Annotated in this window: 16 protein-coding genes; 8 read left to right on the top strand and 8 right to left on the bottom strand. The window is 66.3% G+C overall.

The features are described from left to right. Positions 1-65 precede the first annotated feature (65 nt). A complete protein-coding gene (locus tag MU558_RS10105) occupies positions 66-584 on the bottom strand; it encodes a peptidylprolyl isomerase (protein WP_246966104.1) in 519 nt (172 codons plus the stop codon). A 97-nt stretch (positions 585-681) separates the two neighbouring features. On the opposite strand from MU558_RS10105, the gene MU558_RS10100 reads away from it, so the two are divergent. Beyond that, entirely contained in the window at positions 682-1,653 is a 972-nt protein-coding gene (locus MU558_RS10100; RefSeq protein ID WP_246966102.1) for a succinylglutamate desuccinylase/aspartoacylase family protein, read from the top strand. A 58-nt stretch (positions 1,654-1,711) separates the two neighbouring features. Here MU558_RS10100 and MU558_RS10095 read toward each other — a convergent pair whose 3' ends face one another. The 3 genes from MU558_RS10095 to MU558_RS10085 all read right to left on the bottom strand — a co-directional run bounded on the left by MU558_RS10095 (position 1,712) and on the right by MU558_RS10085 (position 6,961). Continuing rightward, positions 1,712-1,972, bottom strand: a complete 261-nt coding sequence (locus MU558_RS10095) for a DUF8006 family protein (protein WP_246966100.1) — start codon at positions 1,970-1,972, stop codon at positions 1,712-1,714. A 51-nt stretch (positions 1,973-2,023) separates the two neighbouring features. After that, positions 2,024-5,143, bottom strand: a complete 3,120-nt coding sequence (locus MU558_RS10090; protein WP_246966099.1) for an FAD-binding and (Fe-S)-binding domain-containing protein — start codon at positions 5,141-5,143, stop codon at positions 2,024-2,026. A gap of 63 nt (positions 5,144-5,206) precedes the next feature. Then, positions 5,207-6,961, bottom strand: coding sequence for an L-lactate permease (locus tag MU558_RS10085; RefSeq protein ID WP_246966098.1), 1,755 nt, complete (start codon positions 6,959-6,961; stop codon positions 5,207-5,209). 309 nt (positions 6,962-7,270) lie between these two features. Here MU558_RS10085 and MU558_RS10080 point away from each other — a divergent pair, with 309 nt between their 5' ends. Further along, entirely contained in the window at positions 7,271-7,801 is a 531-nt protein-coding gene (locus tag MU558_RS10080) for an LUD domain-containing protein (RefSeq protein WP_246966097.1), read from the top strand. Beyond that, on the top strand, positions 7,794-10,037 hold the full coding sequence (locus tag MU558_RS10075) for an LUD domain-containing protein (protein WP_246966096.1): 2,244 nt from the start codon (positions 7,794-7,796) through the stop codon (positions 10,035-10,037). Before MU558_RS10080 ends, MU558_RS10075 begins: the two co-directional genes overlap by 8 nt. On the opposite strand, the gene MU558_RS10070 is transcribed toward MU558_RS10075, so the two are convergent. Both MU558_RS10070 and MU558_RS10065 read right to left on the bottom strand, forming a co-directional pair. After that, complete coding sequence (locus MU558_RS10070; RefSeq protein ID WP_246966095.1) at positions 10,031-10,828, bottom strand: aldo/keto reductase; 798 nt, start codon at positions 10,826-10,828, stop codon at positions 10,031-10,033. The genes MU558_RS10075 and MU558_RS10070 overlap by 7 nt on opposite strands. A gap of 110 nt (positions 10,829-10,938) precedes the next feature. Beyond that, positions 10,939-12,624 carry an NADH-quinone oxidoreductase subunit D gene (locus tag MU558_RS10065; protein ID WP_246966094.1) on the bottom strand — a complete coding sequence of 562 codons (1,686 nt, stop codon included), beginning with the start codon at positions 12,622-12,624 and terminating at the stop codon, positions 10,939-10,941. Between the two features lie 192 nt (positions 12,625-12,816). Here MU558_RS10065 and MU558_RS10060 point away from each other — a divergent pair, with 192 nt between their 5' ends. Continuing rightward, positions 12,817-13,338 carry a hypothetical protein gene (locus MU558_RS10060; protein ID WP_246966093.1) on the top strand — a complete coding sequence of 174 codons (522 nt, stop codon included), beginning with the start codon at positions 12,817-12,819 and terminating at the stop codon, positions 13,336-13,338. 58 nt (positions 13,339-13,396) lie between these two features. Here the strand turns inward: MU558_RS10060 and MU558_RS10055 are convergent, their stop codons facing one another. After that, positions 13,397-14,053, bottom strand: coding sequence for a nucleotidyltransferase family protein (locus MU558_RS10055; protein ID WP_246966091.1), 657 nt, complete (start codon positions 14,051-14,053; stop codon positions 13,397-13,399). After that, positions 14,050-15,243: a molybdopterin molybdotransferase MoeA gene (locus MU558_RS10050; RefSeq protein ID WP_246966089.1), complete on the bottom strand. Its 1,194-nt coding sequence runs from the start codon at positions 15,241-15,243 to the stop codon at positions 14,050-14,052. Before MU558_RS10050 ends, MU558_RS10055 begins: the two co-directional genes overlap by 4 nt. Before the next feature lie 182 nt (positions 15,244-15,425). Here MU558_RS10050 and MU558_RS10045 point away from each other — a divergent pair, with 182 nt between their 5' ends. From MU558_RS10045 to MU558_RS10030, 4 genes are read left to right on the top strand one after another with little or no spacing between them, the layout of a single operon-like run. Next, a complete protein-coding gene (locus MU558_RS10045; RefSeq protein ID WP_246966087.1) occupies positions 15,426-16,079 on the top strand; it encodes an SRPBCC family protein in 654 nt (217 codons plus the stop codon). A gap of 4 nt (positions 16,080-16,083) precedes the next feature. Next, positions 16,084-16,662 (top strand): (2Fe-2S)-binding protein, encoded by a 579-nt coding sequence (locus MU558_RS10040; protein WP_246966085.1) that lies wholly within the window; start codon positions 16,084-16,086, stop codon positions 16,660-16,662. Next, positions 16,659-19,103 carry a xanthine dehydrogenase family protein molybdopterin-binding subunit gene (locus tag MU558_RS10035; protein ID WP_246966083.1) on the top strand — a complete coding sequence of 815 codons (2,445 nt, stop codon included), beginning with the start codon at positions 16,659-16,661 and terminating at the stop codon, positions 19,101-19,103. The genes MU558_RS10040 and MU558_RS10035 overlap by 4 nt, the downstream gene beginning before the upstream one ends. Beyond that, entirely contained in the window at positions 19,103-19,993 is an 891-nt protein-coding gene (locus tag MU558_RS10030) for an FAD binding domain-containing protein (protein WP_246966082.1), read from the top strand. Before MU558_RS10035 ends, MU558_RS10030 begins: the two co-directional genes overlap by 1 nt. Positions 19,994-19,997 lie beyond the last annotated feature (4 nt).

The following is a 19,997-nucleotide window of genomic DNA, read 5'->3' as shown; positions in this document are numbered from 1 at the left end:
CCGCTGGCCCTCGTCGATCCGTCGAAGAAGGCGGTTCGGTGGCTCGTTCGCCCGTCTGCTGTCCGTCAGTCGCGGTGGACGGTGACCGACTCGAGCAGGATGTCCTCCTTCGGCCGGTCGTTCGCGCCGGTCTCGACGGAACCGATCTCTTCGACGACGTCCATCCCGTCGATGACTTCCCCGAAGACGGCGTGGCGGCCGTCGAGGTGTGGCTGGGCGTCGAGAGTGATGAAAAACTGCGAGCCGTTGGTGTTCGGCCCCGAGTTCGCCATCGAGAGGATGCCGGCATCGTCGTGGCGGAGTTCGTCGTGGAACTCGTCGTCGAACTGGTAGCCGGGTCCGCCGCGGCCGGTGCCGGTCGGGTCGCCGGTCTGGATCATGAAGCCGTCGATGATCCGGTGGAAGAGCACGTCGTCGTACAGCGGTTCGTCGGTGACGCGGTCACCCGTCTCGGGGTCAGTCCACTCCCGGTCGCCCGTCGCGAGGCCGACGAAGTTCCCGACCGTCCGCGGTGCGCGTTCTTCGTAGAGTTCGATCTCGATGTCGCCCTTGCTCGTGTGCAGGGTCGCCGTTGGATTGCTCATACCTCGAGCGACGACGGGACGGGTGAAAACGATGGTGGTCTCGCTCGCCGGCGTCCAGTCCCCGACGTACATAGTTCTCGCGGTCGTATCGTCGACCATGAACGCCGGGTCGCACACGGCAGCCGAAGTGACACTCGCCACGCTGCCCTCGGGTGCCGACCTCACGACGACGGTGCACATCTACGAAGGTGGCGGCGACGGGCCGACGCTCTACGTCCAGGCGGCCCAGCACGGTCGCGAGGTCAACGGCACCGAGGTACTGCGTCGGTTCCACGACCAGCTCTCGCTCGGTTCGCTGTCGGGGACGGTGATCGCCGTCCCCGTCGCCGACCCGCTCACGTTCGATCGCGTCTCCTACACGACCCCCGAAGTGCTCGACAGCGTCAATCCGAACATGAACCGCGTCTGGCCTGGCGACCCGTCGGGCAGTCTCCACCAGCGGATTGCCGCCCGCCTCTGGGAGTACGTCGAACGCGCCGACGCCGTCGTCGACCTCCACACGGGCAGTCCCGACATGCTCCCGCACGTGGTCTACCTCGAGGGCGACGCCGACTCGCGGGCGCTGGCGGCGGCTTTCGGCACCGACCTGTTGCTGTCCGAGCAGGCCCACGACGAGGCGTCGACCGAGTGGCACCGCCGCGGGTTCGACGGCAAACTCCGCGTCGCGGCCGCTCGCGAGGGAATTCCGTCGATCACGCCCGAACTCGCTCACAACAAACAGATTCTCGAGGACGCCGTCGAATGCGGAGTCGAGGGCCTGTTCGACGTCCTCCGCCACCTCGGGATGCTCGAGGGGCCGGTTCCCGATCGAGATCAGACCGTCGCGCGAAACCACCTCGGACAGGTCACAGCGAGCGCGTCGGGGCTGTTCCGCCCGAAGCCGACACTCGAGCTCGGTCAGTTCGTTCCGGCGGGGACGAGCGTCGGGACCGTCTATCACCCGACGACGTACGAGACGGTACACGACGCGGCGACGGACCGAACCGGGATTCTCTACGCGCTCACGAAAGAGGCGACGGTGACGGCCGGTGACAAACTGGCGAGCGTGGCGCTGATTCGCGAGGAGTGAACTCGCAACCGACAGTCGACGGCACAGAGAGAAGAAAAGCGGAGAGGAGAAACGCGGCCTACTCGCCGGCCATGTAGATCATCGGCCCGATGATGAGCAGGCCGACGCCGGCCAGACGGTAGACGCCCGAGTCGCCCGTCATACTGATCGGAACCAGCATGAAGAGCGCGCCGGCGAGCACGATGTTGAGTCCGAGTACCCGTCGCGAGCGCAACGGCAGCGCGCTCAGGACCGCCAGCACGAACACCGCGACGAGGACGTGCCCCATGTGGAAATTGAGTAACACGTTGTCGATCGTCTGGAGAGGTACCTCGATCATTCTTGCCTGATACTCCCGACGATTCGGCCTTTAATACTTCGGTTTTCGGCCTCACTCGAGGGCGTCGGCGACGACCTCGATCGGCGTCGGCGGTTTCGCCCCGTCGGGGCGACCCTCGAGTTGCGTCCGACAGGACGCGCCGGGAGCGACGACCCGCTCACCGTCGCTGTCGTCGACCTGTTCGTAGAGGACTGAGGCGATGGCGTCGCTCATCGAGGCGTGTTCGGCCTCGTACCCGAAACTCCCGGCCATGCCACAGCAGCCTGAATCCAGCGGGTCGACCGCGTAGCCCGCACGCCGGAGGACGCCGACGGCGTGGTGGTCTTTCCGCGTCGCCTTCTGGTGGCAGTGGCCGTGGTAGGTGAGCGACTCGGTCGGCACGTCGAACGCGAGGTCCTCGTCGAGCCGGAAGACGTCGAGGTACTCGCAGACGCCGTAGGCGTTCGCGGCGAGGGTCTCGACGTCCTCGCCGACGAGCAGGTCGCGGTAGTCGGACTGGAACATGACCGCGTCGGAGGGTTCGATCACGACGACGTCCCACCCGTCCTCGACCAGCGGGACGAGGGCGTCGACGTTCTCGCGGGCGGTCTCGCGTGACTGCTCGAGAAAGCCCTTCGAGAACGCCGGCCGGCCGGTATCGCCGAGGTCATCGGGGACCGTCACGTGGACGCCCGCAGCCTCGAGGACGCGGACGGCGGCTTTCCCGGCGTCGGGGTTGCTGTAGTTCGTGTACGTGTCCGGGTAGACGACGGCTTTGCGGTCGGCGTCAGCCTCGCGCACGCGAGAGCCGCCTCGCGTTTCGAACCAGTCGCGAAACGTCGTCGCGTGGAACGTCGGCAGCGGTCGGTTCGCGTCGATACCGACGGTCTTCTCGAGTAGCCAGCGCGCGCCGGGGACTTTCGCCGCGGCGTTCGACAGCGGAGCGAGCGTGCTCCCGAGTCGCGAGAGGTCGTGGACGTTGGCGAACAGTCTGTCGCGCAGCGAGGCGCCGTTTCGCTCGTGGTACTGGTGGGTCACCTCGGCTTTGAGCTTGGCCATGTCGACCTCGCTCGGGCAGTCGATCGCACAGCCCTTGCAGCCGACACAGAGGTCCATGACCTCCTCGACGAACTCGTCTTCGAACACCTCACCCGGCGGTAAGTTGCCGCTCATCGCCTGGCGGAGCGCGTTCGCCCGACCGCGAGTGCTCGTGATCTCCTCGTGGCTCGCGCGGAACGTGGGACACATCACGCCGCCCGTCGTGGCCTGTTCGCCGCGACAGCCGGCACAGCCGTGACAGAGCTCGATCATTCCCTGCATGCCGTTGTCGTTCTCCCAGTTCAGTTCGGGCTCGAACCCCGCGTGGAACTCGTAGTCCGGCCCGAACCGGTGGTTCTCGGTCATGTCCGTCGGGTCGTCGTCGCGGAAGACGACCTGTCCCGGGTTCAACAGCCAGTCGGGATCGAACGCCGTCTTGAGTTCCTGGAACGTCTCCCAGACCTCGTCGCCGTAGAGCTTCCGGTTCCACTGGGTGCGGGCGCGGCCGTCGCCGTGTTCGCCCGAGACCGAGCCGTCGTACTCGACGACGAGGTCGGTGGCGGCGTCAGTGATCGACTCCACGTCGTCCAGGCCGGTCTCGGTCTTCGTGTTCACGAGCGGCCGAATGTGGAGGACGCCCGGCCCGGCGTGGGCGTAGAAACTGGCGTAGGTGTCGTGGTCCTCGAGGATCGCCTGGAAGTCCGCGACGAACTCCGGCAGGTTTTCGGGTGGAATCGCCGTGTCCTCGACGAACGCGACGTGTTTCTCGTCGGTCGTCCGCGAGAGCAAGATCGGCAGCCCCGACTTGCGGAGCTTCCAGATCTGCGCCCGGCTCTCGTGGTCGTAGGCCTGGAGGGCGTCGAACGCGCGTACCTCGGCCTCGAGGTCGACTCGCTCCTCGGCGGGGTCGGGCTCCCCTTCGGGCTCGACGGTGGGACAGCGGTCGGCCAGCAGGTTCGCAACTTTCCGCTCCCCGTCGGCGACGTCCTCGGCGTAGAACTCGACGATCAACACCGCGCCAGTCCCCTCCGGCAGGATCTCGGTCACCTCGGCGAACTCGGCGGTCTCGCGTGCGAGGTCGATGAACACGTCGTCGATCACCTCGAGTGCCGCCGGGTCGTGTTCGACGATCGGCGCGACGTCTTCCATCGCGTCGAGGACGGTGTCGTAGGCGAGCAACGCCATGCTCTTTTCCTCGGGGACGGGCTCGAGCGAGACCGTCGCCTCGGTGACGATCGCGAGCGTCCCCTCGCTCCCACAGAGGAGTTTCGCGACGTTGACCGTGCCGCCGGGTGCGTCGGGTTCGCCTGCGCCGCGTTCGGCCCCGCGGGCGTCTTCGCTCCCGGCTTCGCCGTTCGCGCGTTCCGAGGCGCCACGCGCCTCGCGGATCAGCCAGTCCAGATTGTAGCCGGAGACGTTGCGCTTGAGGTCGGGATAGGTCTCCTCGATCAGATCTGCCTTCTCGTCGACGATCTCGGCGACCTGGGCGTAGATTCGGGACTCGAGGTCCGCGTCGCCCGCTCGCTCGCGCAGTTCCTCGAGGGTGACCTCGCCGAAGGTCGTGACGGTGCCGTCGGCGAGGACCGCCTCGACTTCCTCGACGTAGGCGTCGGTCTTGCCGTACTGCAGCGAGTGTGCGCCGGTGGAGTTGTTCCCGATCGCGCCGCCGAGTGCGCTCTTGTCGCCCCAGGCGGGGTCGGGCGCGAACTTGAGGTCGTGGTCGGCGAGCGCCTCGTTGAGCGTCCCGAGGTAGATGCCGGGCTGTGTGGTCGCCAGCCGCGCGTCGGGATCGATCTCGAGGACGTCGTCCATGTAGCGCGTGAAGTCGAGGACGACGGCCTCGTTGACCGTCTGGCCGGCGAGGCTCGTCCCGCCCCCGCGTGGCAAGACGGGGATCTCGCGTTCGGCGCAGTACTCGACGACGCCCGCGACGTCCGCCGTCGACGTCGGGAAGACGACGCCGATCGGCGTCACTTCGTAGATGCTGGCGTCGGTCGCGTACAGCTGCCGGGAGTAGGAGTCGAAGCGGACGTCGCCGTCGACGAGTCGTTCCAGGTCGTCGACGAGGCCGGGTCGGTCGACGTCGTCGCTCCGGTAATCGTAGTCCGCGCGGTCGTCGGCTGCCGGATTCGAACCACTGTGGTCTACTGCCATAGTGCGATTTGGGATCAGGTACCTCGACTCGAGGGAAGGAGCCGAGAAAAGAGCGGCGATTGTTCAGAAGACGTCAGGGAAGAAGACGTACACGAACAGCATCGCCCAGAGGCCGACGAAGAGGCTGTAGTAGACGAGCGGGATGAGGTTCAGTCGCATCACGCGCCCCTCGTGACCGACGAGACCGACGGTCGCGAGCGCCGCGACGACGTTGTGGATCGCGACGAGGTTCCCGATCGCGCCGCCGACGGCCTGTGCACCGACGATGATCTGGTGGGGCAGACCGAGTTGCGAGGCGGCCTCGAACTGGAACGCGCCGAAGGTGATGTTACTCACCGTGTTCGAGCCGGCCATCGCGGCACCGAGCGCGCCGATGAGTGCCGCGATGAACGGGTAGATCGGCCCGGCCACGTCCGCCGTCGTCTGTGCGAGGACGACGATCATGCTGCCGTCGTCTGGTGCGCCGGGGTGGGCACCCGACTGGAGCATGACCTGCACCATGGCGATGACGAACACGAGCGCGACGAGCGGTGCGACGATCTTCTCCGCCGCTTCGCGCCACGCCGCCGTGACCTGGTCGCCCGACATCCGAAATAGCGGGATCGCGATCAGGGCGCTGACGACCAGCCAGAACCCGGGGACGTACACCCACGAGATGCTGCCGTCGAGGGTGGTCCCGAGGATGTCAGACCACGACGTGACGAACATCGACCGCTGGAGGAAGTTCGCGATCGGATCGACGACTCGCGTGACGACGAGCAAGACGACGAGGGCGACGTACGGCGACCAGGCGCGCCACAGCGGGATCCCGTTGGCCATGCTGGGGCTCGCACCCGCGCCGTCGGCGACCGTCGCGTCGTCCGGGCCGCCAGTCGTCCCGGGGGCGCTGGACTCGCCGGGCGCGATCGTCCCGACCCAGTGGTCGGGCCACCGTTCCTGTGGCGGGAAGTCCCACTCGTCGTCGGGGAGGAAGTAGCCTCTGTTCAACGCGGTGACGACGATCGCACCGCCGACCATCGAGCCGACGAGCGCCGGGAACTCGGCGCTGATCTGGGCCGACGCCCAGTAGGGGATAGCGAAGGCGATCCCCGAGAACAGACACAGCGGTGCGACCTCCCAGGCCGGCTCGAGACTCCGTTCCTCGCCGAAGAAGTAGACGACCATCGCGACCGCGATCAGCGGCATCGCGAAGCCGACGAGCGCGTGAAACGTCGCCGCCCAGACGGCGACCTCGACGGAGAACTCCTGGACGGTCATGCCGGCGTTCGTGATCGCAGACTCGGTAAAGCCGGTGTCGGAGAGCGGAGTTTCGATGCCGACGATGATCGGCGTGCCGACTGCGCCGTAGGTGACCGCGATGATGTGGCCGACCAGTCCCGCGATGACCGCCGCCAGGGCGGGGAAGCCGAGACCCAGCAACAGCGGCGCGACGACCGCGGCGGGCGTCCCGAAGCCGGCCGCACCCTCGATGAACGTCGCGAGGAAGAAGGCGATCAGAACGACCTGTACCCGGCGGTCGTCACTGATCGTCGCGAACCCGGCGTTGATGCGATCGAACGCGCCCGCCTGCATCAGCGTGTACAGCAAGACGAGCGCCCCAAAGACGATCCAGAGAATCTGGAGCGCCGTCATGACGCCGACGATCGACGCCGCAGCGAGCCACTCCGGCGGCATACTCCACACGCCGTAGCCGACAAGCAACGCGACGATCCACGCGATCGGCATCGCTCGAGTCGCCGGCCACAGGAATCCGACGAGAAGGATGCCGGCGAGCAACAGCGGCGTCGCGGCGAGCAGGATCTCTACCGTCGTCGCCATCGTCTCACCTCCCCTCTCGTCCATCTGTTCGGCAGCCGCCGGTTCGCCCCGTCTCTCTTTGTATGTGTGTTATCATCTGCCATGTGTGGGAACAGAACAATAATATCCATTATATAATATAAAACCAGTGGATAGTAGATACGATTGGAGAGTTAGTAACTGTCGGCCGCTTTTTCCGACGATCGTCCTGATTCGGCAACGGTACGACGTGTGGAAGGGATTTGAATTGAATTCGTTACATTGTTTAATTAATTTGTTTCTCCTCGCGATTAACAGAACAGTGAAATGGCCAGCCCCGAAGTTCGACGTATGAGTGTCGAGACAGGCGCGATCGTCGAGCGATTCGAGACGTCACTCGCCGAACTGGACGTGGCGGTAACGCGGACCCGGCCGACGGCGTTCGAGTCGACCCTCGAGGAGGTCGTTCGCGAACCGGCCGTCGGGACGCCGCTGCCGTTCGCGTCGGTCTCGCTCCCGGCGTGGGTCGACGCACGTCCGACGCCTGCGACGCTCGAGTCGGCCGCGACGGGCGTCACGGCCGCGTCGTTCGGGATCGCAGACTACGGCAGCGTCGTCCTCCCGTCGACGCCCGAGGGGGCCGAACAGGTGAGTCTCTTTCCCGAACTGCACGTCCCCGTCCTCCGCGAGCGGGACCTGATCGCCGACATGCCGACAGCGATAGACCGACTCGGACCGCGGCTGCGCGACGGCGAGAGCGCGATCGTCGCCACGGGGCCGAGCGCCACGGCCGATATGGGTGCGCTCGTGAGGGGTGCCCACGGCCCCGAGGCAGTCCACGTGATCCTGCTCGAGGACGGGGAGGTGAGCGACGGTGAGTGAAGCCCGCGAGGAGAAAGCCGCCTACATCCGCCACCTCCTCGAAACCGAAGGTGACGCGGTCGCAGAGAACACGCAGGGGTTCAACCAGGGCCGGTACGAGTCAGTCGCCGAACTCGAGGAGTACGAGGCGCTGAAAGACGAGGCGCGTGCGATCAAGGAAGACGCGATCGAGCGCCTGCCGGAACTGATCGACGAACTGACCGAGACCGTCGAGGCGAACGGCGGGACGGTCTACCTCGCCGACGACGCGGCAGACGCCAACAGGTACATTCGCGAGGTCGCCGCCGAGAAGGAGGCCGACTGCCTCGTGAAATCGAAATCGATGACCAGCGAGGAACTCGAGGTCAACGAAGCCCTCGAGGCCGACGGCGTCGAGGTGATCGAGACCGACCTCGGCGAGTGGGTCCTGCAGGTCGCCGAGGAGGCACCCTCCCATCTCATCGCACCGGCGATCCACAAGTCTCGCGAGGAGATCGCCCGCCTCTTCAACGCCCAGTTCGACCCCGACGAACCGCTCGAGACGGCCGAGGAGTTGACGACGTTCGCCCGCGAATGGCTGGGCGAGCACATCCGGGACGCCGACGTGGGGATGACGGGAGCGAACTTCATCACCGCCGACTCGGGGACGATCGTGCTGGTCACGAGCGAGGGCAACGCGCGCAAGACGGCGGTCGTCCCGGACACGCACGTCGCGGTCGCGGGCGTCGAGAAGATCGTCCCCTCGGTCGAAGACGTCGCGCCCTTCGTCGAACTCATCGGCCGGTCGGGGACGGGTCAGGACATCACCTCGTACGTCTCCTTCCTGACGCCGCCGGTCGAGTCGCCGGTCGTCGACTTCGACGACCCGGACGTGCCGTTCGACGAGCGCGACGACGACCGGGAGTTCCACCTCGTGTTGATCGACAACGGCCGGCTGGCCATGCGCGAGGACGAGCACCTCCGGGAGACGCTGTACTGCATCCGCTGTTCTGCGTGTGCGAACTCGTGTGCGAACTTCCAGTCCGTCGGCGGCCACGCCTTCGGCGGCGAGACCTACACCGGCGGCATCGCCACCGGCTGGGAGGCCGGCGTCTACGGGTACGACAGCGCCGCCGAGTTCAACGACCTCTGTACCGGCTGCTCGCGCTGCGTGAACCAGTGTCCGGTGAAGATCGACATCCCGTGGATCAACACCGTCGTCCGCGATCGACTCAACCGCGAGGGCGACGACGGACAGTTCGAGTTCGTCTACGACGAACTCGTCCCCGACGAGGAACCCGGCGGCGTCGACGTCCAGAAGCGGCTGTTCGGCAACGTCGAGACGCTCGCGAAACTCGGCAGCGCCACCGCCCCGCTCTCGAACTGGCTCGCGACCCTCGGTCCCGTTCGTCGCGGACTCGAGCGCGCCGTCGGCGTCGACGCCCGCCGACCGCTGCCGTCGTTCGAGCGTGAGACGCTCCGGGACTGGTTCGAGAGGCGAGGCGGCCACGCCGCCTCGAAAGAGCGAGCGGCGGAGCCGCGAGCAGAGAGAGGCGACCGAGAGGTCGTCCTCTACCCCGACGTCTACACGAACTACGTCGACGTCGCCCGCGGGAAAGCCGCCGTCCGCGTCCTCGAGGCACTCGGCGTCCACGTCCGGATCCCCGCCGTGCCCGAGAGCGGTCGCGCTCCGCTCTCGCAGGGGATGGTCGCGACCGCCGACGAGCGCGCCAGCGACGTCTACGCCGCGCTGGCCGAACACCTCGACGCGGGCCGGGACGTCGTCGTGATCGAACCCTCCGACCTGGCAATCTTCCACCGCGAGTACGAGCGATTCCTCCCCGAGGCGTCCTGCGAGCGACTGCGCAAGAACAGCTACGAGGCCCTCGAGTACATCTACGGGCTGCTCGAGAACGGGGCCGACCCGGACGCACTTCGGACCGGCGGCGAGGAGATCGCCTACCACTCCCACTGCCAGCAGCGGACACTCGGACTCGCCCCGTACACGCGGTCGGTCCTCGAGTACTGCGGCTACGACGTCGTCGAGAGCGACGTCGAGTGTTGCGGAATGGCCGGGAGTTTCGGCTACAAGTCCGAGTACTACGAACTCAGCATGGACGTCGGCGAGCGCCTGGCAGACCAGTTCACCGCGCCGGAGACGAAAGACCGCCTCGTCGTCGCGACGGGGACCTCCTGTGGCGACCAGCTCGACGACCTGCTGCGTCGCGACTCGCGTCACCCCCTCGAGGTGCTCGATCCGGCGACGCCGACCTACTGATTCCAGCCGGCCTCGTCTGGATCGATCAGCCGCTCGCCGCGGTCGAGCGCGTCGATTCGGGCGACGTCTTCCGGCTCGAGGTCGATCGCGTGTCCCTCGAGGTTCTCCTCGATGTGCGTGCCCGTCGCCTTCGGAATCGCGACGACGCCATCGCGCTGGGCGAACCAGGCCATCGTCACCTGCGCCGGGGTCGCGTCGTAGGCGGCGGCGATCTCCTCGAGGTCCGCGCTTTCGGTCACCCGCCCCTGGATCAGCGGACAGTAGGCGACGAGCTCGACGTCGTGTTCGCGCGCGTACGAGAGCAGGTCGGCCTGTTGCAGCCACGGGTGGAGTTCGACCTGGTTCGCGAGGATCGGCGACTCGAGGATCTCGCGGGCCTGCTCGAGTTGCTCGACGGTGAAGTTGCTCACGCCGACGTGGCGTGTCAACCCGCGGTCGCGAGCCTCGTCGAACGCGGGCAAGGTGTCCTCGGGATCGTAGGCATCGGTCGGCCAGTGGACGTACAGCAGGTCGACGTAGTCGACACCGAGTCGCTCGAGGCTCTCCTCGGTCGTCTCGAGGACGTCGTCGGACGAGAGGTTCGACGGATGGACTTTCGTTGCAAGAAAGACGTCCTCCCGGGGGACGTCCGCCCGTTCGAGGGCCGTCCCGACCTCCCGCTCGTTGTCGTACATCTGTGCGGTGTCGACGTGGCGATAGCCCGCCTCGAGCGCCGCGACGACGCTCTCGATACACGTCTCGCCCTCGTGCCCGGAGGTTCCGAATCCGGGCTCCGGGATGGAGTCAGTCATCGTGACGCTGCTACGACCACCGATCACTCGAGTTCCGGGGAACCGGCAAAGAAACGACGGCCGGGACGAACGAACAGTGACGGACGCCGAAACAGGTACAGCAGGCAGTATCAGCGGTCGACGCTTCCCAGCACGATGTCGAGGCTGCCCAGAGAGGCGATCAGGTCTGCGATATACTCTCCTTCCGACATCTCCGGCAGCGCCGAGAGGTTGTGGAAACACGGACTGCGGATCTTGAACCGACCCGGCGAGTTCGTGCCGTCGGATCGAATGTAGACGCCGAGTTCGCCCTTCGCCGACTCGACAGTGCGATAGGTCTCGGTGTCGGCGTCCGGCTTGAGCGTCCGGGGAACGTTGCTCTGGACCGGCCGGTCGTCCTCGGGCCACTCCTCGAGCAAGTCGATACACTGCTCGATGATCTTCGCGGACTCCTCGACCTCCTGAATGCGCACGAGGACGCGGCTGTAGTTGTCACAGCCGTCCTCGGTGACGACGTTCCACTCGAGGTTCGGGTAGTAGCCGTAGGGATCGTCCCGGCGCAGGTCGTAGTCGATCCCGGAACCGCGGGCGACGGGGCCGGTACAGCCGTACTCTTTCGCTACCTCGGGTTCCAGGACCCCGGTGTCGACGCACCGAAGCTGGAAGATCTCGTTGGTGACGATCAGGTCGTGGTACTCGTCCATCTTCGCCGGCAACCCGTTGAGGAAGTCTCTGACCTTCTCGAAGAACTCCTCACGGGGTTCGGGCAGGTCCCACGCGACACCGCCCAGCCGGAAGTAGTAGAACATCATCCGCTGGCCGGTGAGGTCCTCCAGGATGTTCTGGACGACCTCGCGATCGCGGAACGTGTACTGGAAGATCGCCGTGAAGTCGCCGAAGACGTCGAGACCGAACGTGCCAAGCGCCAGGAAGTGCCCGAGCATTCGGCCGAACTCGACGGCCATCGTCCGCAACACCTGGGCGTACTCGGGCACCTCGAGGTCGGCCAGATCCTCGACCGCACGGGCGACCGCCCACTCGTTGGGGAGGTTCGCCGTGTAGTCCCACCGGTTCGAGTAGGGAATGAGCTGATACCGGTACGTGCCCTGCTGGCACATCTGCTCTTCACACCGGTGCAAGTAGCCGATGTCGGGGTCGACGTCGAGGACCGTCTCGCCGTCCAGGGCCACTTTCAGGTGGAGGACACCGTGGGTCGCCGGGTGGTGGGGCCCGATGTTGATGAACATCGTCTCCGACTCGAAGTCCCTCCGGTCGGGTTGAATCGGATTCGCGTGTTCGCCGTACCTGACGACCTGTGGTTTGTCCTGGTCGTAGTCGAGGCTGAGGGGGTGGCCCTGCCACGACTCCGGCAGCAGGATGCGCCGGAGGTCTGGATTCCCGTCGTACTCGATGCCCACGAGATCGTAGGCCTCGCGTTCGTGCCACTCGGCGGTACGGAAGACCGGTTCAGCGCTCTGACACACCGGTTCGTCTTTCGGCAGCGGGACGACGAGCGACACCTCGTGCGTTCGCTGATCGAACTTCGTCAGGTGGACGATCGACTCGTAGCGATCCTCGTACTCCTCTGCGGTGATACACGAGAGGTGGTCGAATCCCTCCGCCTCGCGTAACGTCGATAGCACCTCCTGGACGTCGTCCGGCCGGATCACGAACGCCGGTGCGTTCTTGTGATCGTCTCGACCGATCGCGTACTCCGCGAGTACCTCCTCGAGTTCGCGCTCGTCGACGACGGCTTCGCGACGGTGGTCGAACTCGGGATCGATTCGGTCGGGTTCTCGCTGTGGGGTTTCACTCATTCGATCGCCTCCCTGGAGGGCTCGAATCGCCGTCCCTGCTAGAGCATAGCGCATAGCACGAAAATGTATTTTGGTGACGAAAACAGACGTTCACACCGTCGAGACCGTTAACCGCGGCCAAACGGAAGGTCATCTGTACTCCGTCGACGAGCGGTCGATATACAGAATAGGATGGGCCAGTAAAGGTCGGTCGTGTTCCCCGGCCGCCTTCGCTCTGCCTGGAACGCGCTCGTCACTGCAGCACTCGCTCCGGGCATCCTGAGCCACGAGTACGCCCACGTGCTCGCCTGTCGACTCTGCTCGATCGACGTCCACGCCACGCCCGCGTTGAACCCGTTCGGCGACGACGCGTACGTCGACCACGCTCCCGTCGACTCATTTCGCGCCGACTTCGCCATCGCGCTCGCGCCGCTGGTTGGGAACTCCGTCCTCGGCATCGGTGCGTTCGCGCTCGCAGCGTCGGCGCTCGCGCCACCGTGGAACCTCGCCGGCGTCTGGCTCGGGGCCTGTTTCGCGTTGACGGCGTTTCCCAGTCCGTCGGACACGGCCGACCTGGTCGGCCACGCCCGGTCGCTTCCACCCCGGACGCGCCCGGTCGGCTACGCGCTGGCCGTCCCCGTCCGCGCGCTCACTCGCACTCCCTTCGTCGCAGGGATGCTCGGTTACCTCTGGATCCTGGTTCTGTACGGTCTCGTCGGCGGGACGTCGTTCTGACGCTTCCGGACTCGCGTCTCGCGACCGTCGCTTCTCGGCTCGCAGCGTCCGCTCGCCGTCAGCGCTGGCGTTGCAAATCCTCGAGCGTATCGACGTCCTGGAGGACACCCGGATCGTCGGTCGTAATACAGGCACTATCGTCGCTCTCGATCAGGACGGGGCGACCACCGACGTCGCCGTCGACGGCGAGAAGCGCGTCGAAGTGGCGCTGGTCGAACAGCACCGGGTTCCCACGTCGGCCGTCGGAGGCGGCTGCCAGTGCCGTGCCGAGCCCTGCCCGGTAAGCGTCGACGAGTTGCCGGACGGTGGCTGGATCGACGGCGGGCATGTCTCCGGGGAGGAACACGACGGCGTTCGGATCGACGTCGCTGGCCGCGCGGAGCCCCCGTTCGACGGTCGTCGACAGTCCCTCGTCGTAGTCGGGATTGTGGACGATCTGCACGTCGAACCCGGCGAGTGTAGCGCGGACGGCCTCGGCTTCGTGCCCGACGACGACGACGACCTCGGCGAGGCCGGCGTCGAGAAGTGTCCGAGTCGCGTGCCGGACCAGCGGTTCGCCCTCGAGTTCGGCGAGCAGTTTGTTCGCCTCGCCAAAGCGGGAACTCGTCCCACCAGCGAGGACGACGCCGACGACTGTCGGATCGGCAGGGTCGGCCGCCTCGAACGCCTCGGTGACCGCGTCAGGACCGTAACAGGGGAGGTCGTCGGTGGTCACGCGACCACCTCGTAGGGGACGACTCGTACCTGCTCGCCCGCGTCGATCGCGTTCCGAGTCAGGACGACGCCGTCGGCGAGAGTGACGCGCGTACTCGAGGCGACGCGACCGGGGGCAAACCGCTCGTCGTACAGCGAGAGTGACGACGTAGCGTGCCCCAGCGGCGTCGCTCGATCGTCCTCGAGGGAGACTGGAATCGCGAACGTCACGTCGTCGTCGGGAAGCGTCACTCGCGCGGTGAACTCGGCAGCAACGGTCGGGAGGCGGTTGCGACCGGTGAGTAACGACCGGACGACCAGCGTCGCCGCCGTGTGAGCGGCGACCGGCTTCCCGGGAAGCGCACAGACCGGCGTTCCGTCGACGGTTGCGACGGTGACCGGCCGGCCGGGTCGGAGGTCGACACCTCGGAACAGCACGTCGTGATCGCGGAGAACCCGGATAACGTGGTCGGCACTGCCGACGCTCGTCCCGCCCGTCGTCACGACGATATCGTGGTCTCGAACGGCCGCTCGGATCCCCTCACGGACGGCCGCCTCCTCGTCGGGAACGGGGTCGCTGACGACAGGCCCGTGTCCCCACTGTCGGACGAGATTACAGAGCAGTTCCGAATCTCGATCCGGCTGGCGACCCTCGTGGATCTCGGTTCCTGTCGCGAGGATCCCGACCTCGAGGGGCCGGTGAACGGTCACCCGTTCGAGTCCGACGTCTCGCAAGAGTGCGGCGTGTCGAGCGGCGAGTCGCTGACCCCCTGTGAACAGCCGTTCGCCGGCGGCGGCAGTCGCGCCCGCGGGATAGACGTTCGTCCCCGGGGACAGCGACGGCCACGACAGCCGTCCGTCCTCGAGAGACGCCGCCTCCTGCATCAGAACCGCGTCGGCTCTCTCCGGGAGCAGGGCACCGGTCGCTACCGCGACGGCGTCGCCTCGCTCGAGCGTCGGTGGGGGGTCTTCGGGGAAGACCTCGCCGACGACCGTCAGCGGATAGTCGTCGCCCGCCGCAAACGCGAACCCGTCCATCGTCGCCCGGTCGTGCTGTGGGACGTCCGTCGGTGCGGTGACCGACTCGGCCAGCACTCGGCCGGCGATCCGGGCGAGGTCGACCGTCTCCGTCGACGGGTAGTCTCGAGACGTGCGGAGATCGAGGAGTCGCTCGACCGCGACCGTGCGACTTACTGACGTGCTGCTGGTCATATCTGTCGTACGCCGATCACGTACAAATTTCTTGTCAGTCCATATACCCGTAGTTACTTTCTCGAGTGTGTATAACCATATTTGGTTTCAAAATCCTGGTTGAATCGCTGTTATGCAAAGTATTATGGTTATATACGTTGTGTCACCTCGTCACAGTCTGTCACACGCCAGCAGATACCAATATGGAATTCAGTGGGACGTTCGAACTCGAGGAGACGACCGTCGACGAAGTGTGGCTGGCTCTCTCGGATCCAGCGTTGATCGAGGAGTCGCTCCCGGGGTGTCAGTTTCTCGTCGAGGTCGACGATACCGACGTCGACTTCGACGAGTTGCGCGACGAAGCGGCCGATCGAGAGATCGAACCGACCGCCGATCCAGACGTCATCGCGGGCCGTGCGTTCGAGGAGGGGGGCCACTACGCGGCACTGATGCAGATCAGCGTCGGGCCAGTCAACCCGACGTTCGAGACGGTAGTGACGATCGATCACCGCGACTATCCGGAGATGTCCGCCGTCGGTGAGGGGTCCTCGAGCAACAGTTCGTTCGAGATGGCCTCGGGGATGAGCCTCTCGGAAACCGAGGACAGCGTCGCCGTCGAGTGGGAGACCGAAGCCGACGTGTTCGGGAAGGTCGCGCAGATGGGCCAACGCGTCGTCAACCCGGTCGCGAATCGGGTGGTCAAACGCTTTTTCTCGTCGGTACAGGAGCAACTCCACGAACGACAGCTCGCGGACGCCGAGACGAGCGCGTCTGCTGACGAGGAGGCAACCGAGAGCGGACGAGGGCTCGTCGACAGGGTACTCGGCCGCTCTGGAAGCGAGACAAACGACTCATAACGAGATGACAGAACACGATATTACACTGACGGTCAACGGCACAGACCACGAACTCACGGTTGAACCGCGGACGCTCCTGGTCCACGCGCTCCGAGACGAACTCGGGTACACTGGAACGAACGTCGGCTGCGAGAGCAGTCTGTGTGGCGCGTGTACAGTCCACCTCGACGACGACGCGGTCAAATCCTGTACGGTGCTGGCGGTGCAGGCCGACGGTTCGACGATCGAGACGGTCGAGGGGCTGGCAGAGGACGGCCAGTTCCATCCCATCCAGGACGGATTCCAGGCGGAACACGGGCTCCAGTGTGGCTACTGTACTCCCGGAATGATGATGGCGGCGACCGATCTCCTCGAGGAGAATCCCGACCCGAGTCGTGAAGAGATTCGCGAGGGACTCGAGGGGAACCTCTGTCGGTGTACGGGCTACCAGAACATCGTCAACGCGGTCGAGAACGCGGCCGAGACGATGGGGTCCGGTGCCGTCGCTGACGGCGGGTGCACGGCCGACGGTTCCGCTGGCTCGTGCTGTGGCTCCGGCGAGGACGAGGTGCGCTGGCCAGGCGACGGAGGTGACGCGGAATGAGCATCGAATCGGTCGATCCGGACGAGGTCGACGCCGCCGACATTCTCGGCTCGGCCATCGAGCGCCGGGAAGACCCCGCGCTCGTTACCGGTGACGCCGAGTACACAGACGACATTCAACTGCAGGAGATGGCCCACATGGCGATCCTCCGCAGTCAGTACGGGCACGCGCGGATCGAGGATATCGATACGAGCGACGCGGAGACGATGGACGGCGTCGTCGCCGTCTACACCCACGACGACCTCCACCGTGACGACACGCCGAGTGGGGGCTCGTACTCGCTTCCGGTCGGATGGCTACTCGACAGCCTGCGGCAGGTCGACCACCCGATACTGGCCGATGACCGCGTTCGGTATCAGGGAGACGCGATCGCCGTCGTCGTCGCCGAAGATCGATACGTCGCTCACGACGCGGTCGACGCCATCGACGTGGACTACGAGCGACTCGACGCCGTGACCGATCCAGCCGACGCGATCGGCGACGACGCCCCGCAGCTCCACGACGATGCCGACGGAAACGTCGCCTTCGACTGGGAGATCGGCGACGCCGAGCGCACCGATCAGGCGTTCGAATCGGCCGCACACACTGCGAGCATCGAACTCGAGAACCAGCTTCTGATCCCGAACGCGATGGAGCCGCGTGCCGCGGTCGCCGACTACAGCCCCGGGACGAACGAGCTCGACGTGTTCATGACCTCCCAGAACCCCCACCTGCATCGTCTGCTCATGTCGGGAGTCATCGGGCATCCGGAGCACAAACTGCGGATCAAGGCTCCCGAGGTCGGCGGCGGCTTCGGGAGCAAGATCCACCACTACGCCGACGAGGCGCTGGTGGCGTGGGTTGCGAAGGACCTCGAGCGACCGGTCAAGTGGACCGCCACCCGGACGGAGACGTACAAGACTGACGCGCAAGGTCGTGGTCACGTCACGACGGCCGCCCTCGCGATGGACGAGGACGGCACCATCGTCGGACTGCGCGTCGACACGGAGGCGAACCTGGGGGCGTACCTCTCGACGTTCGCGCCCGCAGTTCCGACGTACCTGTACGGGACGTTGCTCTCGGGACAGTACGACATCCCGGCCATCCACTGTTCGGTGACGGGTGCGTTCACGAACGTGCCGCCAGTGGATGCCTACCGAGGTGCCGGCCGACCGGAGGCGTCGTTCGTGATCGAGCGACTGGCGAAACTCGGTGCCGAGGAGATGGGGATGGACCCGGCCGAGTTCCGGCGGCAGAACTTCGTCCCCGAGGACGGGTTCCCATACGAGACGCAGGTCGCCGTCGTCTACGACAGCGGCGATTACGAGAAGGCGCTCGACAGGGCACTCGAGATGGTCGACTACGACTCGTTCCGCGAGCGCCAGGAGCAGGCCCGCGCAGACGGTCGATATCTCGGCATCGGTTTCTCGTGTTACATCGAAGCGTGCGGGCTGGCCCCCTCAGAACTCGCCGGCCAGCTCGGCGCACAGGCCGGACTCTGGGAGTCGAGTCTCGTCCGGTTCCATCCCTCCGGGACGGTCACAGCATACTGTGGCACGTCTGGCCACGGACAGGGACACGCGACGACGTACGCACAGATCGTCGCGAACGAACTCGGGATCCCCTACGACGACGTCGAGGTCGTCGAGGGAGATACCGACGAAATCCCGCAGGGAATGGGGACGTACGGGTCCCGGTCGGCGGCAGTCGGCGGGAGTTCGCTGGTCAAAAGTTCCGAGAAACTCGTCGAGAAAGCCCGCGAGATCGCGGCCCACCAGCTGGAGGCCGATCCCGCGGACATCGAGTTCGAGGGCGGCGAGTTCCACGTCGCGGGTGCGCCCGACCGATCGATCGGCATCAAGGCGGTCGCCCAGCAGTCCTATCTCGCCCACGACATCCCCGACGACATGGAACCCGGGCTGGAAGCCACGTCGTTCTACGACCCCGAGAACTTCGTGTTCCCGTTCGGGACCCACGTCGCGGTCGTGGAGGTCGATCCGGAGTCGGGAGAGATCGACTTCGAGCAGTACGTCGCCGTCGACGACGTGGGCAACCAGATCAACCCCAAGATCGTCGAGGGACAGATCCACGGCGGCGTCGCCCAGGGTATCGGACAGGCGCTCTACGAGGGCGCGGAGTACGACGAAAACGCACAGCTCGTGACGGGATCGATGCAGGACTACGCCGTCCCGAAGGCGATGCACATCCCCGATATGGAAACCGGGTCGACCGTCACCGAGAGCCCGCACAATCCCCTCGGCGTGAAAGGCGTCGGCGAGGCCGGCACGATCGCCGCACCGCAGGCCGTCGTCAACGCCGTCACGGACGCACTCGAGCCGTTCGGCGTCGATCACGTCGAGATGCCGATGACGGCCGAGCGCGTCTGGACCGCCGCCGGCGAGCAGGCGACGACCGACGGCGGAACCGACGAGACCGCTGCCGACGACGGAGGTGAGCAGTGATGTACCCCGACGAATTCGACTACCACGAGGCGGAGACGGTCGAAGACGCGATCGAACTCCTCGACGAGCACGCGATGGAAGAGACGGAACTGCTGGCGGGCGGGCACAGCTTACTCCCGGCGATGAAGACCGGACTCTCGAGCCCGGACGTCCTTATCGACATCGGCGACGTCGACGAACTCCACGGCGTCACCGTCGACGGCGACACGCTCTCGATCGGCGCGATGAGCCGCTACAGCGACGTGCTCGGCTCCGAGGACGCCCACGAACACGCCCCGGCGCTGACCGCGGCGGTCGAACAGGTGGGCGACCGACAGGTCCGCAACCGGGGGACGGTCGGCGGGAATCTCGCACACGCAGATCCGGCGTCGGATCTCCCCGGCGCTGCGCTGGTCTCGGACGCGACGCTGGTCGTCCAGGGGCCGGACGGCGAGCGGACGATTCCCGCAGCGGAGTTCTACTACGGGATGTATGCCACCGATCTCGGACCCGCCGAGATCCTCACGCGGATCGAGGTGCCCTCGGCGGTCGACGCCGTCGGCACCTACGCGAAGAAACCGAGCCCGTCGTCGGGATATGCGATGGTCGGCGTCGCAGCCCTGGTGAGAGTCGACGACGGGACCGTCACCTCGGCCCGGATCGGCGCGAACGGCGCGATGGACCACGGGGTGCGCCTCGAGCCGGTCGAGGACGCCCTGACCGGCGAGACGCTCGACGAGGAGACGATCGCCACGGCAGCCAGCCACGCGACCGACGACCTCGAGACGGCACTACTGATGGACGACCTGCAGGCGTCGGGTGACTTCCGCGCCCAGCTGCTGGAGGTCTATACCGAGCGAGCGCTCGAGAAGGCGGTCGATCAGATGTCTACACCCGCAGCCGCGGACTGAATCA

Source organism: Natribaculum luteum, from assembly GCF_023008545.1.
In the GTDB taxonomy this organism is placed as follows: domain Archaea; phylum Halobacteriota; class Halobacteria; order Halobacteriales; family Natrialbaceae; genus Natribaculum; species Natribaculum luteum.
The sequence above is the reverse complement of the archived record's forward strand: the minus strand, read 5'-3'. Positions and strand labels throughout refer to the sequence as shown.